Source organism: Prevotella sp. HMSC077E09 (assembly GCF_001814685.1).
Classification (GTDB): Bacteria; Bacteroidota; Bacteroidia; order Bacteroidales; family Bacteroidaceae; genus Prevotella; species Prevotella oris.
In genome coordinates, this window is sequence record NZ_KV817557.1 from 1 (window position 1) to 15,183 (window position 15,183).

Sequence of the window (15,183 nt, forward strand, 5' to 3'; positions counted from 1 at the left end):
GGTTAACAACAAAAAGAGCTGCAACTTTAACCTCTCCTCAAAGGAGGAGGAGAACTAATTTACAAGAGATTATAGGATTAATCACCTCATAATGATGCATGATGAATAATGAATTATACATTATCAGTTATGCATTAATATAATTCAACATTACACATTAAACACTCAACATTATGAAATTTCCTTCTTTCTACGCCAATAAATATCCGCAATAGAGCACGAAATTCCATGCAAAAAGGAAGACGGTGAGGGCCAAGGTGACTGCCCGCACCACATAAAGTGCTGCATCATGGCGCTGAAGTGTCTTGAAAAGATAGGCCATGACAATGGGGAGTACACACAACCAATGGGCACCCATGATGTAAACTTCATTGAGACCGAAGCCAAGCACCACATGAATCAGCATGTCGAATGCCCAGAACGACAGGGCAAGCCACATCAGACGCGCACGCCGACCACACCATATTCCGCCTAAAAAGAGCAGTACGACAAGGGCTTCAACTATGTAGTTGACGGCAAACCGATAGTTGACGATGAGCGGACGGGCGCGAAGTGTGTCTTGCAGAAGGTGGTCTTGATGCAACTGAATGGTTTCACCGAAGAGGTTTTCAACAATACTTGGCACGCGCGGAGTCGTGATATCAGTCCACTGACTGAACTCACCCTTGGCAATAGGTTTGCCTGTATGCTGGTTCCAAGGCTGCTTATGGTCGGCAATATACTTCTCTCTTGCCTTCTGTTTTATCAGCAGTTGAATGCTCTTTTCAATCTCCACAGAGTCTTTCAGCCGTGTAGTATCGCGAAAAGCGCGGGCAAGTTGGGCATGTTCTTCAGCCACTTTAACGGCCTTAGCATGCTCTCTCGCCTCAAAACCAGGGCGTTCATAATGGTTCCATTCAAGTCGGGCGAGTTCCCAAAGCATAGCCGAAGGCAGGAGTATTGCCAGCAGAAGATTGGCCGGACGCCAGAAACGGCGACCGTTCACAAAGCAGTTGGCGAGGAATATCTTGATGCCGTTGTTGAGCGATATGCCTGCCGTGAGGATGAAAAACAGCACCGTCTGCCATTTCGTGAACATCATCTTGCGTTTTATTTTCTTGCCGGCGACATAGAGAGTCAACAGCAACATGAACATCGACAGTGCAAAATGATCGGGCACACTGACAGAAACCATCACATAGGCAAAGCTGAAAAACAGCAGCGAAAGCAATGAACTGTCAAATGGTTTCAGTTCGATGACCTCACGAAGAATGCGATAAAGAAAAAGGAAACTGTAGAAACAACAGAATATCAACAGGGCAGCTACGACGATTTGTGCACAGTTCAGTCCTGTGAGTTGCATCAGACCTTGGTTGATCTGATTAGGAATAAACATGAAAAACGCCAGCAGAGGGTGGCGATAAATATTGTAGACAGTGCCCCACTCGGATACAATTTCATAGCTTAATGGGTCGAACCCCGAGATATGAAACGTGCGGACGAAGAGTTTATGATAGTCGGTTGCAATCTGAGAGAACCTGTCAAAGTACTTATAAACCACAAAACCATTGAGCACAATGGCATAGATGAGCATGGCAAAAGCCAGCCACCGCTCTTCTTTCTTTACCTTGAAGATGCCGAATATCCTTTTCATTTCTGACGATTTTGCCTGTAAATTTACGAAAAAGAAACGGTTGCTGCCCTCTATTTCTCAATCAAACACACCGCATAAGCCGACATTCCTTCCTCCCGTCCGGTAAATCCGAGCTTCTCTGTTGTCGTGGCTTTGATAGAGATTTGGTCTTCATCAATGCCCATAACCTTGGCCATACAGGATTTCATTGCGGGCACATGAGGATTGATTTTGGGGCGTTCGGCACAGATTGTAGCATCAATATTTCCCACACGATACCCCTTTTCGCCTATCAGTTCGACAACACGTTTCAAGATAATCTTACTGTCCATGTTGAGCGTTTTGTCACTCGTGTCGGGGAAATGAAAACCAATATCGCGCATGTTTGCAGCGCCAAGAAGGGCATCACTGACGGCATGCAGGAGCACATCGGCATCACTATGCCCCAGAAGTCCCATGGAATGGTCAATCTTTATGCCTCCCAACCAAAGGTCACGGCCCTCAACAAGTTTGTGGACATCAAAGCCCATGCCTACTCGAATCATTCTTATTAAATCAATGTTATTTAGGAAATGAAGTGATTGAAATCAGCTTCTTACTTCTTGAAAAGGTCTTTGATACCGTCCATATCAAAGGTCAAGGTGAAACGAAGTGTCTGGTCAAGCGGATTACTTTTAGCCGTTGCAATGACATAACCGGCATCAAGAGAGAAAGCACTCATCTTGAAACCGGCACCTACTGTGAAGTATTTTCGGTTGCCTTTCGTTTCACTTTCGTGGTGATAACCGGCGCGAAGAGAAAACTTATCATTATAGGTGTATTCGCCACCAAGGCTCCAACTCACCTCTTGAAGCTCTTCTTTAAATCCTCCAGGAGCATCGCCGAAACTCTTGAAAATGCCTGCAATGCTCGAAACATCATAGTAATCTTTCTGCAATCGCGCATCATAATCCACCTGAGACTCGTTCTCTCCCTGAATAGGACGCGTGGGAACGAGCAGCTTATTGGCGTCGGCAGCAACGGAGAAGCGGTTATATTCGTCGACAGGTATCATCAAAGAAGCACCCAGACGCATATTTGTCGGGATGAACTCACTATTTGTATCGCTGCCGAAATTAATCTTGCTACCAATGTTTGAGACGTTCAAACCAATGCCAAGCTGGCACTCTCGCTGTCCGATATTAATGTAGTTCTGATAGTAAGCCGCTATATCTGCTGCGAAAGCACTACCTGGTGTGGTCTCCGAAGAATAGTCATAGGTGAGGTCTGAGTATATCCAACGCAGGCCAGCTGCAATAGAAAACTTCTCACTAAGCATCAAAGAGTAGGCCACGTCCAGCGACATTTCGTAGGGATTAATGGTCATACCGTTGCTTCCTCCTATCGGACCTTTCATGATTACCTCGCCCATGTTGAAGTAACGGAGCGAAGTTGATACCGAACTAAAGTCGCCAATGCGATAGTAACCGACAAGATTTGCGAGATACATATCATTGACTAACTGGCGCAACCAAGGCGTATAATTGAGCGAAACGCCGGCTCTACTAACCGTAAAAGGATACTTTGCAGGGTTCCAGTACTGTGAATTCACATCGGGATCTGTTGCTACTCCGACGTCACCCATACCTGCTGCGCGGGCATCAGGAGCAATAGTTTGTGAGGTAACTGCCGTGTAAACGGGGTTGAATATGTCGGTTTTCTTCAGCTGTGCAGATGCCGAAAGCGTCATCAAAAGCATCAGTGAGAGTACCAAAGTCAATCTTTTCATCTTGTTTTTTCCTGTTTTTTATATGATTGATAAACGCTCAATGCGGTTAATTATTGCCCACAACGACGAGTTTCTGCGCCTTACTTGCCTGTTCACTGCCCTCACATGCAATCTTTGCCCGATAGAGATAGATGCCTGTCTGCAATTGACTGCCCCCGTCAGTACGCAGATTCCAGTCGACAGTATAGGCATTTGAGGTGGGAACTCCCTGCTCCTTATGCCGCCAAAGCAGGCGTCCTGAGGTATCGAAAACCTCAAGTTCCACGTCCATTTTGCTGCCCACACGGTCGTGGTTGATGATAAAGCGCGTGCCTGTTCGGGCAGGATTCTGTGAAACATCTACGCTGAAGAAGTTCGGGCGCAAGCCTTTTGCAACCTCAAAGTCAAGCCATGTGGTTGAAGAATTATTCAAAATATCCCATGCCTTGAACTGTAAACGGTGCTTACCGGGTGCAAGTGGCGGGATGTTATAATAGGTGGAGCCACTTGTATAGCTGCCAAATTCATACTGAAAGTTATCATTCAGCACGTAGGTTTTATTCATATCGCCGTCGATGATGAGTTCAAGATTATGGCCGATACCACTTCCCGAAACGTTAATTCCGTCCTTATCGGTCAGTCGGGCCACGAAATAAGGCGTGCTGTTCACGCGTCCTCCGTTCTCAAATGAAGGCGAATTGAGGTAACAGTAGATAGAAGGACCAATGGAATCATTGGTCAATTCGGCACTGCCTCCTACTAAAAAGCGATCGCAAGAACCATGAACGATATGGTCATGGTCGTCATTAACGGCATAAACATTAATGAGACCATTGCCGTTACTGTAGTTAATATCGCGGGGAACAGCAAAGGAAAAGCTGAATTTTCCGGCCTTCACACTGTCTGACCCCGTGAAGATGGTTGTCGGACGGTCGTAATATTGGAATGCATTCTCGGCCTCGGTATTATCGTTCAGCCTGCAAGTGACGAGCTCACGCGAGTCACGAACGGTCATCGTTGCTACGCCATTGAAAGGCCTGTCACTGTTTATATGTCCCGCAATACGAACGGTTCCGCCAGCCTTGATGACGGGTAACGGCGTAGTTCCTACGGCTATTCCATTGATCGAATCGACCACCGCCTGCGGTTTAGGTTGGTGCAATCTGAGTGCAGGGTCACCCAAAAGGGCATACTGAAGCTTATTACTCGTGAGGTCTTGTCCCGTAGTTATCATTTCCACCTGTGCCAAACGCGACGCTTCTCCGATTGTAGTTGCCTGTCCGTTTGTCGTTCCAAGCACATATTTCAGATAGGCCATGTTCATCGGTTTGTTGTATATGGCATACACGGTACGTGCAGTTCCGAAGAAAGCTACAGCTCCACCGCGTGGATTCAGCAATGCAGTTTCACCGATAGTTGCGGCAGTTCCGTCGAAAGGCATAATGTCACAAGAGGCTGTTATCCATAAAGGCAGGTTGCTGTTTGTAAAAGATGCGAAGTCATTGATACGCAAAACGCCCTCATGGGAAATCTGAATTTCAGAGCCATGACCTGCATAATCCATCACAAGTGCACCGCGGGCCTGCTGTTGTAAGATAGCTTTACGCACGTCAGGAAAGCTGTTTCCCGTTGCAGAAGTCTCTCTCTTATAGGCATCCCACATGATTTTCCTGACCACATATCCTTGATGTTGCGATGCCATTTCATCTGCTGCAGTGTTCGCATCATCCATATGTAGATTGTTATTGCCGTCGTCTCCCATGAACACTAACGTGTTCTGCCAAGCTCCGGCGTTTGCATTTGTGGCATAACTTATCGTCTTGTCGACCATTATCTTGGCTTCATCAGCCGTTGAAACAGGGAAGCGTCCCACGGCAACATCAGGCAGATCGCGTGCTTGCAAGTCGCCTCCTTCACCGTCATCCAACAGCCCAAAGAAGTTATCATCTACATAACATTCAACCTGATTAAATGAGTTTTCACTCTCATAACACAACAGATAATCATCAGGATTGAGTCCTTTCGTTTCATTGGTCAGCATGCGATTGTCCCAAACTCCGTCGCCGAAGAGCAACAGATAGCGTGGAGCATCATCGGCAGATGCCGCCCGATCGTAGAGCATCTTCAGGTAACGGCGATACGCATTGGCATCGGGCGTACCGCTTGAAAACTCATTATAAAGCTCATCAGCAGACACTATGTTGACGCGAAGCCCGTCTTTTTTCTCATGAAATTCCTTTAACCGCATTGCCTGTGCAGTGAGTTTACCCGACGAAGGCACGATGATGACCATGTCTGCCTGCGCATCTGCATGCCTGTTCTGATTGCCGACAACACCTACCAACTCAGGAACGGCGAAGTCGTTTGACTTGAAAATGGGGGCAGGAACCGCACCGTCCCAAGTGATTGACACATAATCCAACCGCACAGGGCCACCTGAAACGACTTTGATTTCCAAGGACTTCAACTCATCGGTAGAGACAAACGGATAGACAGCACGGCGTTCGTTTCCCTTGTCATATTCAAGCAGTCGGATTGGTAACCGACCGAGTTGGCGATCACCCATGTAGACTTCTACTTCGCTGTTTGAGCCTGCACTCACGGCAACACAAATTCTTCCACTGTCTGTTGCACGAGGTTTCCTGAGCTGAATCGACTTGCTTTGTCCCACAGCAATAGGCTCGGGATCAAACAGATTGCGTCCACCTTGATACCAGGCAAAGCCGTCACGCTCATAAAGGGAATGGTAATCATCGGCCGACGCATAGAAAGTTTTCAGGAAAGATGTCGTGTCCACAGGGGATGAAGTGACCTCAGTCTCTGTCAGAAAATAGTAACCATAGTCTGAATAAGGATTGCGGATACGTCGTACAGAATATTTACTTTCCCACGAAACAGGCCCTCGTGCATAGAAAAGATGCCTGCCATCAACTACGCACTGGGCCACTTCATGCAGGTCATCTCCTTTGACAAGATCGGCTTCTGTCAGCACTTCATGCTGCAAATTGCCCCCATACCCGTAGACATGCACCTTATTAATATCTGTGAAACCGGCCTTTCGAACGAGTGTTTCGGTAAGTTGATAGACACCGGATGACGGCACACGTATTTTCACCCAGCGCCCATTGGCCAATACCGACTGCTTAGCATAACGGTCGGAAGGATTACTTCGCGTGGCAGGAAGATGACTGTAAGCCCTGGCTTTCGCCACAGCAAACGACTCCACTTTCAGCATGAAACTGACCAAAATGCGGTAACGGCCGTCGCGATATACCAATGGAAGGAATGAAACTACAAGCTCGGGACGCCGTCTGTTCATGGCAATGAACTGCTGAACGGGTGGCATCGCAGGTAAGGCAGCACCGGAAAGACGGTTGTAATGCTCGATATTACGCTGCGACATATCCACAAATTCAGGATAAACAATGCTCACCCGATAGACAGAATCACGGTAATCGCCATGCAGCGGTATGCTATATGCGAAACGAGGCAACACAGAATCAATCTTCACCTGTTCGTAAGTGAGATTGAAGAAGCGTTGCGAAGCCTGCAAACCGAGGCTCAATGACAACCACAAAACGACAAGAATAAACTTTAAGAAGCGCCTCATAGCGGTGCGTTGTTGGTTGATGTGATGGTTGATAACTGTTATTTGCAATTGAATTCCAATACCTTTTGTTCCTCAAGATAGCCCTCAAGATGATCGTTAATCCTTACGGGACCGCAGCCCGTTGGACAGCCGGTATAAAGCAAGTCGCCTGTGCGGAGCGTAAAATATCGGCTGATATACGAGACAATCTCATCCACTTGGTGGAGCATATCGCCCGAATAGCCCTCCTGAACCGTAGTTCCATTGATGTCAAGATGAAAGCGAAGGTTCTGAACGGGCTTTATCTTATCCAAAGGAACGAATGTCCCGAGTGCGGCTGCACCGTCAAATCCCTTGCAAAGCTCCCATGGAAGACCTTGCTCCCGCAATCGACTTTGCAGTTCACGAGCCGTGAAATCAATGCCCACCGTCACCGCATCGTAGTATCGGGAGGCAAATCTTACGGGAACAGTCTTGCCCAATTTGCAGATGCGCACCACCAATTCGGTTTCATATTCGATGCTTCCGAGGTGGTCGGGGATAAAGAACGGCTTGCCGTCTTTCAGCAAAGCAGTGTCGCATTTGGTGAAAATGACAGGGTCCTCTGATTTAGAAAACGAGCCGGGCAGCGTTTTATTGTGCTGCATATAGTTCATGCCGACGGCAAATATCTTCATCTGTTGTGTCGTTTAATAACGTGGCACAAAGTTCGTTATAAATTCCCAAACGTGCAAGAAATTGGCGAGTTATGTTGTAAAAGGAAGGAGGAGAAAGGGCAACTTTGTTGATATTGTTTACCAAAAAACAAGCTTTGAGAACATAGTGTAATAAATTTGACAAAACAAGTTCTTGCAGAATTTCCGGTAATTTCAAACCAATAAAATGGCTTGAAAAATGCCATTGCGACCCATTTCTATGCTTCTTAGCCTCTCATTTCATTCATTTTGCACGCTAAAATGACGGAGAAAGCGACACAATCTAAGGCAGATTACACGACAATCTGCCTTAGATTGCGCGTTGTATTCATGTGATTTCATGCGATAACAACAATCTTCATCTGTAACAAACTGACTGTCAGAAGCTTACTTAATCACTGAATTTCGCGCGTATTTCGAACAAAAAGATTTCCATTTTCAAATGCGTAAAATCCTGAGAAGGCATTTGTTAAGTATTTTCAGAACATACAAGGCAGAAAACATACTGACCATGCTTAGCGGATTGCACAGGCTTAAAAAGCCTGCGAACTCCCGCTGTTCAGCCCGCAATCTCATTCTCCCCTCCTTTGGAGGGGCAGGGGGAGGCTCCGCAATCTCACTCTCCCCTCCCCTCGAACCGTAGGTCGTTGTTCGTTGAGTGAGCAAGACGAAGAAAATAATGAAATAGAAAAGGCTCCGCTATCTCACTCTCCCCTCCCCTCGAACCGTAGGGCGTTGTTCGTTAAGTGAGCAAGACAAAGAAAATAATGAGATAGAAAAGGCTTCGCAATCTCACTCTCCCCTCCTCTCGAACCGTAGGGCGTTGTTCATTGAGTGAGTAAGACGAAGAAAATAATGAGACAGAAAAGGCTCCGCAATCTCACTCTCCCCTCCCCTCGAACCGTAGGTCGTTGTTCGTTAAGTGAGCAAGACAAAGAAAATAATGAGATAGAAAAGGCTCCACAATCTCACTCTCCCCTCCCCTCGGGAGGGGGCGGGGGTGGGTATCAGATGAGTCGGGGGTGGGTATCACTACTGCTGCATTGTCTTGCGTAATGCCTCTTTTTTCAGTTTTTCAGCGATATAACGAGCCTTGACATTGACATCGTTAATATCTTTCTTACGATAGTAACTGCGTGACACAAAGCCGTCACTGAGCACGAGAGAGTCCTGCCCTAAGTAGACAATAATACAGGTGTCTTTGCACGGATTGGTAATCGTGACGGTATTATCCTTATTATAAACAGGCGTCGCACTCTCTATAATAAGCTTTCCATTCCATATATGCCACCCCGTAAAGTAGCCTAATTGCGGATAAACTACAGGGCTTTCCTGCTCCAAAGACGACTGTTCGCTGACATAACCCACACTTTGTGCCGTCCATTGACGACGCAACCAGAAACCATATTCGCGTGGAATAAGATAGGTTTGCTTTATCGAATCGGGCATGTTGCGCATCATACGGCTCTGCAACCGCTTGCTCATCTTTTCGTAATCGCGCATCTGTGGCATGACGACATAGCACCAGATGCCTTTCAATTCGTCGAGATCAATCACCTCATCGGCCACGCGCTTGTCTTGCTTGCTGACTACAACACCAATCCAATCACCAATCTGAATGTCGCCCAACACACGACCGTTGCGATTGGCATCAATGATTTCATAAGACACAGGATCACGCCCATCGAAAGGCAAAAGCACGATGGTGGAGTCGTTACAGCCTTCACATGCAAGTCCATAGACAGTGCTGTCGCCTTTCAGCTTCACTTCTTCATTCGGTCGTTCCTCCTGACTTGCGGTTGTTTTTGCCTTTTCACCACACGCCGTCAGCAGCAGAATGACGCACAAAATGGCTGCATATGTCTTCGTTTTCATAAGATTCTAAATTTTGTGCAAATATAAAGCAATAATTGCAAAAAATACATGTTATCATGCCGTTTTTGGATTTTTTTACCTAATTTTGCAGCCCGACGGGTTCTTGTTGCATTGTGGTTGAAATACACCGACAGGCAAGTGCCTTTTTTATTCAAAGGATATCAAATACATATTATAATCATATAATGGGAAAGAAAATACAGTTCAGTCTCGTCTATCGGGATATGTGGCAGAGTTCAGGCAAGTTCCAACCACGCAAAGATCAATTGGAACGCATTGCTCCTGTATTTGTTGAAATGGGATGTTTTGCCCGTGTTGAAACCAATGGTGGTGCCTTTGAGCAGGTTAATCTCCTTGCCGGTGAGAACCCTAACGAGGCCGTTCGCGCTTTCTGCAAGCCGCTTCATGAGGCCGGTATCAAGACTCACATGCTGGATCGTGGCTTGAATGCCCTCCGCATGTACCCCGTTCCTGACGATGTCCGCGCCTTGATGTACAAGGTAAAACATGCACAAGGCACCGACATCACACGTATCTTTGACGGTCTGAATGACGTTCGTAATATCAAGCCTTCTATCAAGTGGGCCAAGGAAGCAGGTATGACTGCACAGACTGCACTGTGTATCACCACCTCTCCTGTGCACACTTTGGAGTATTACACGAAGCTTGCCGATGAACTTATCGAGGCAGGTGCAGAGGAAATCTGCCTCAAAGACATGGCCGGAATCGGTCAGCCTGCATTCTTGGGTAAGCTGACTAAGGCTATCAAGACCAAGCATCCGGACATCATTATCGAATATCACGGACACTCAGGCCCAGGACTTTCAATGGCTTCTATCCTTGAAGTATGCAACAATGGAGCCGACATCATCGACACAGCTATTGAGCCTTTGTCATGGGGTAAGGTGCATCCTGACATCATTTCTGTATTGAGCATGCTGCGCAATGAGGGCTTCGAAGTGCCAGACATCAATATGAACGCCTACATGAAAGCACGTGCACTGACACAGGAATTCATTGATGAATGGCTCGGTTATTTCATCAATCCAGCCAACAAATACATGTCTTCTCTGCTGTTAGGTTGCGGACTTCCCGGTGGAATGATGGGCTCCATGATGGCTGATCTCGGTGGTATTCGCCAGACAATCAATAACCTTCGCAAGAAGAAAGGCGAGGAAGAACTCTCTATGGACGATATGCTTGTGAAGTTGTTCAATGAAGTTGAATATGTTTGGCCACGTGTAGGTTATCCTCCATTGGTGACACCTTTCAGCCAATACACCAAGAACATTGCCCTCATGAACCTGCTTACGATGGAGCAAGGTAAAGGCCGTTTCGTCATGATGGACGAGTCAATGTGGGGTATGATCCTTGGAAAGAGCGGTAAAGTACCTGGGAAAATCGACCCGGAACTTGTTGAATTAGCAAAGAAACAGGGTCGCGAATTCACCGATGTTGACCCAAGAACCCTGCTCACTAACGCGCTTGAAGACTTCAAGAAGGAAATGGATGAGAACGGATGGGACTATGGTCAGGACGACGAAGAACTCTTTGAACTGGCTATGCACCCTGAACAATACCGTAATTATAAGAGTGGTCAGGCCAAGAAGAACTTCTTGGAAGACCTTCAGAAGGCCAAGGATGCAAAGCTTGGAGCAAAGGTCAGCCTCGAAGAAGCAACTGCATTCAAGCATGCCAAGGCTGATGCTATCGTTGCACCTGTAAAGGGTCAGATCTTCTGGGAGTTCCAAGGAGACGGCGAAGCAGCTCCGGCTATCGAGCCATTCATTGGAAAAGAATACAAAGAAGGCGACACATTCTGCTATATCTGCACGCCATGGGGCGAGTTTGAAGCTATTCCTGCAGCTCTCGGCGGACAGCTTGTTGAGATCAATGCCAAGCAAGGTTCCAAGGTAAGTAAGGGCGATGTGATAGCTTATATCCAGCGTCCCGAGGCAGAATAAGCCATGGATTATCAGGCAATCATTGATAAATACTATCCCGAAGACAATCAACTTCGGTATATACTTATGACACACAGCACGCTTGTTACTAAGCGTGCTGTGCGCATTTGTGACCTTCATCCGGAGCTTCTCCTTGACCGTCAGTTCATCATTGAGGCTGCCATGCTCCACGATATCGGCATTTTCAAATGCAATGCGCCTGGAATTTATTGCTTCGGAAGCGAGCCTTATCTCATTCACGGACGTATAGGTGCAGAACTTCTACGGGCAGAAGGCTATCCGAAACACGCCAGAGTATGCGAGCGTCACACAGGAGCAGGCATCACGAAAGGGGAGATTATACGCCTCAATCTGCCACTGCCTCATCAGGACTTCCTGCCCGAAACCATGGAAGAAAAAGTCATCTGTTATGCCGACAAGTTCTTTTCAAAGACACATCCCGAAGTAGAAAAGACCATTGAACAAGCCGAACGAAGTCTTAAACGCTTTGGAGAAGAAGGCTTAGAACGCTTCAAAGGGTGGGAGAAACTCTTTGAATAAAAATATCTTTTAACGCTGAAAGAAAGGGTGTTTCAGCGATTTATCACTATCTTTGCAGTTCAAATGAGAAGATATTCGTTTATAGCCCTGCTGTTGTGTGCCGTCCTTTTCATGATGGCCGATGCCGACTACCAATTTCGAAAGAAGCATAAGCGTGCTTCTAATGACAGCATTGCTATCAACAAAACCGTAAGAAAAGACTCTGCCGGCCGTGAAATCATCGATACAACCAAGATGGATTCGCTGCAATTGGCTATTTACCGACACAACAAACAGATTGATGATTCCATTTATCTTGACTCATTAAACCGCCAAAAAAAGAACGGAATAGACGCTCCTGTGACCTTTTCGGCCAACGACTCCATGGTTTATGACGCGCAAAACAAGACAGCTTTCCTCTACGGAACATCGAATGTGAAGTACGAGAACATGGATCTTAAGAGCGAACGCATCTATCTTAACATGGACAGTAGCCTCGTTCATGCCACCGGGGTGCGCGATACGGCTACCAAAGGACTAACGGGAACACCTGTTTTTTCCATGGGATCAGACAACTATGAGAGCGATACCATGGCCTTCAACTTCAAGAGTAAGAAGGGACTTATACAGAATGTTACGACCCAACAACAGGAGGGTTTCCTTTCAAGTCAGCTTTCCAAGCGCAATGACAAAGGTGAGATTTTCCTGAAACATGGCCGTTATACCACTTGTGATAAAGACTGTCCGGACTTCTATATCGCCCTTTCGCGTGCCAAAGTACGCCCTGGAAAGGACGTCGTTTTCGGCCCGGCATATCTTGTTGTGGCTGATGTTCCGTTGCCATTAGCTATCCCCTATGGCTTCTTTCCATTCTCCAAGAAATATTCAAGCGGTTTCATCATGCCCTCATATGGCGATGAAAGCACACGCGGTTTCTATCTCCGCGACGGTGGATATTACTTTGCTTTGAGCGACAAATGGGACTTGAAGCTCCTCGGTGAGATTTATACTAAAGGCTCATGGGGCCTGAGTGTAGCCACCAACTACCGCAAACGCTATCGTTACAACGGCACTTTCTACGCCGCATATCAAGATACCAAGACCGGAGATAAAGGCTTACCGGACTACACCCGACAGCAAAGTTTCAAGATACAATGGAGTCATCGCCAGGATCAGAAAGCCAGTCCGTACAGTTCTTTGGCTGCAAGTGTGAACTTTGCTACGTCAAGTTATGAGCGCAACAACTTGGGAAGCCTCTACAATCCACAGACACTCACGCAGACAACACGTACTTCTTCGGTCAGTTGGGGCACCAACTTCTCGAGCATCGGCCTTTCCTTGAGTGCCACTGCCAACCTGAATCAGAACATGAGCGACTCGAGTATAGCGCTCACTCTGCCTGATCTGAACATCAGTCTGAGCCGTTTCTACCCTTTCAAACGACGTCATGCCGCAGGTGCAGAACGCTGGTATGAGAAGATTTCCGTCAGCTACACAGGACAAATCAGCAACTCTATCAACACGAAAGAAGACCGTCTTCTCCGCTCCAATCTCATCAAAGACTGGCGCAACGGTATGCAACATCGCATCCCGGTGAGTGGCAACTTCACGCTGTTCAACTACATCAACGTGAGTCCTTCGTTCAATTTCACCGACCGAATGTACACCAACAAGGTGACAAAATCATGGAACAGAACCACTCAAAAGGAGGTTTCCGACACCACATATGGCTTCCATAACATCTACAATTGGGACCTTAGCCTCAGTGCAAGCACTAAACTCTACGGTATGTTCATACCTAACCGCAAGATTTTCGGCGACAAAATCCAAGCTATCCGCCATGTCATCACGCCTTCGGTCAGCTTCAGCTACGCGCCCGACTTCGGTTCTTCACGCTATGGTTACTACAGCACTTATCAGCGAACCAATGCCGACGGCAGCGTTGAACTCGTTGACTATTCACCTTATTCCAATGGTCTTTACAGCGTTCCCGGCCGGGGAAAGACGGGAAATGTAAGCTTTTCGTTCGACAACAACATTGAGATGAAGATTAAATCCGACAAGGATTCAACCGGCATCCGCAAGATAAGCATCATCGATAACCTCGGTTTCAGAATGTCATACAACATGGCAGCCAAAGAGAAACCATGGAGTGACCTCAGTGTCGACCTGCGTCTGAAGTGGTGGAAGAACTATACTTTCAACCTCAACGCCGTCTTTGCATCCTATGCCTACGAGCTCGACAGCAACGGAAAGCCCTATGTCGGCAACCACACCTATTGGGGAATGGGCAAGATTGGCCGTTTCCAGGGCATGTCGCAGAACATCTCTTACACGCTCACTCCAGAGAAAATCAAGAAGCTTTTCGGTGGAGGTGGCGATGATGACGACACGAAAAGCAAGCGCAACGACCCCGAGGCAGAAGGAGTTGACACTGATATCGAGTCGAATGTCGACGATGATATGATCGAAGGACAGCGCAGTGCACGCCGTAAAGGTAGTGGCCACAAGGCAAAGACCGATGATGATGGCTACATGAGTTTCAGCATGCCATGGTCTATCACCTTTGGATATGGCATCACGATGCGTGAGAGTAACGACATCAACAGGTTCAACTACAAGACGATGCGCTATCCCTACACGTTCTCACAAACCCTGAACTTCAGCGGTAACCTGCGCATCAGCGACGGTTGGAACATCAGTTTTTCGTCGGGTTATGACTTCGAACACCACGCACTCAGCATGACGACAGCCAGCCTGCAACGTGATCTTCACTGCTTCAACATGAGCTGTCAAGTCGTTCTTGCGCCTTACACAAGTTACAATTTCACTTTCCGCTGCAATGCAAGCACACTCACCGACGCACTGAAATACGACAAACGCAGTGGCTACAGCAATGCCGTGCAGTGGTATTAAGCCTATGGAAAAGCCTTCATTCACCAAAGACAGCATCGAAGCAGCCTATTGCTTCTTTCATCAGAAATGGCAAGTTTATGCCTTTTCGCACAGTGAACACCAGAAAGATGACATCGAATATGCCATCAGCGAGTATGTCAACGAGATGAGTCCCGCACTCTATGAAACCCTCGCCAAAGGCAAAGAAGGCTTTCTCCTGACACATACGACTTTCGCTGACGACATGAAATCGGCCGTGGAACAATTAGGAAATCTTCTCTGACATT

10 protein-coding genes are annotated in these 15,183 nt (G+C 47.1%); 4 read left to right on the top strand and 6 right to left on the bottom strand.

Annotated features, from left to right (window positions below; all coding sequences use genetic code 11):
* Positions 1-190 precede the first annotated feature (190 nt).
* From HMPREF2983_RS06385 to HMPREF2983_RS06410, 6 genes are all read right to left on the bottom strand, one after another.
* Positions 191-1,633, bottom strand: coding sequence for a DUF6080 domain-containing protein (locus tag HMPREF2983_RS06385; protein WP_018919910.1), 1,443 nt, complete (start codon positions 1,631-1,633; stop codon positions 191-193).
* A gap of 50 nt (positions 1,634-1,683) precedes the next feature.
* Positions 1,684-2,157 (bottom strand): 2-C-methyl-D-erythritol 2,4-cyclodiphosphate synthase, encoded by a 474-nt coding sequence (gene ispF / locus HMPREF2983_RS06390; protein WP_018919911.1) that lies wholly within the window; start codon positions 2,155-2,157, stop codon positions 1,684-1,686.
* A 50-nt stretch (positions 2,158-2,207) separates the two neighbouring features.
* The gene (porV, locus tag HMPREF2983_RS06395) at positions 2,208-3,380 is read right to left on the bottom strand and encodes a type IX secretion system outer membrane channel protein PorV (RefSeq protein WP_070667427.1); all 1,173 of its coding nucleotides are present in this window, start codon (positions 3,378-3,380) and stop codon (positions 2,208-2,210) included.
* A 46-nt stretch (positions 3,381-3,426) separates the two neighbouring features.
* Positions 3,427-6,969 (bottom strand): type IX secretion system sortase PorU, encoded by a 3,543-nt coding sequence (gene porU / locus HMPREF2983_RS06400; protein WP_070667439.1) that lies wholly within the window; start codon positions 6,967-6,969, stop codon positions 3,427-3,429.
* A 38-nt stretch (positions 6,970-7,007) separates the two neighbouring features.
* Positions 7,008-7,625, bottom strand: coding sequence for a fumarylacetoacetate hydrolase family protein (locus tag HMPREF2983_RS06405; protein WP_070667428.1), 618 nt, complete (start codon positions 7,623-7,625; stop codon positions 7,008-7,010).
* 1,050 nt (positions 7,626-8,675) lie between these two features.
* Complete coding sequence (locus HMPREF2983_RS06410) at positions 8,676-9,518, bottom strand: lipocalin-like domain-containing protein (RefSeq protein ID WP_070667429.1); 843 nt, start codon at positions 9,516-9,518, stop codon at positions 8,676-8,678.
* Between the two features lie 185 nt (positions 9,519-9,703).
* Between HMPREF2983_RS06410 and HMPREF2983_RS06415 the strand changes: the two genes are divergently transcribed.
* The 4 genes from HMPREF2983_RS06415 (at position 9,704) to HMPREF2983_RS06430 (ending at position 15,179) form a co-directional block, all read left to right on the top strand.
* Entirely contained in the window at positions 9,704-11,482 is a 1,779-nt protein-coding gene (locus HMPREF2983_RS06415) for a biotin/lipoyl-binding protein (protein WP_018919916.1), read from the top strand.
* Between the two features lie 3 nt (positions 11,483-11,485).
* Positions 11,486-12,022, top strand: a complete 537-nt coding sequence (locus tag HMPREF2983_RS06420) for an HD domain-containing protein (protein ID WP_070667430.1) — start codon at positions 11,486-11,488, stop codon at positions 12,020-12,022.
* A 63-nt stretch (positions 12,023-12,085) separates the two neighbouring features.
* Positions 12,086-14,917: a putative LPS assembly protein LptD gene (locus HMPREF2983_RS06425; RefSeq protein ID WP_070667431.1), complete on the top strand. Its 2,832-nt coding sequence runs from the start codon at positions 12,086-12,088 to the stop codon at positions 14,915-14,917.
* Positions 14,898-15,179, top strand: a complete 282-nt coding sequence (locus HMPREF2983_RS06430; RefSeq protein WP_025879817.1) for a hypothetical protein — start codon at positions 14,898-14,900, stop codon at positions 15,177-15,179. Before HMPREF2983_RS06425 ends, HMPREF2983_RS06430 begins: the two co-directional genes overlap by 20 nt.
* Positions 15,180-15,183 lie beyond the last annotated feature (4 nt).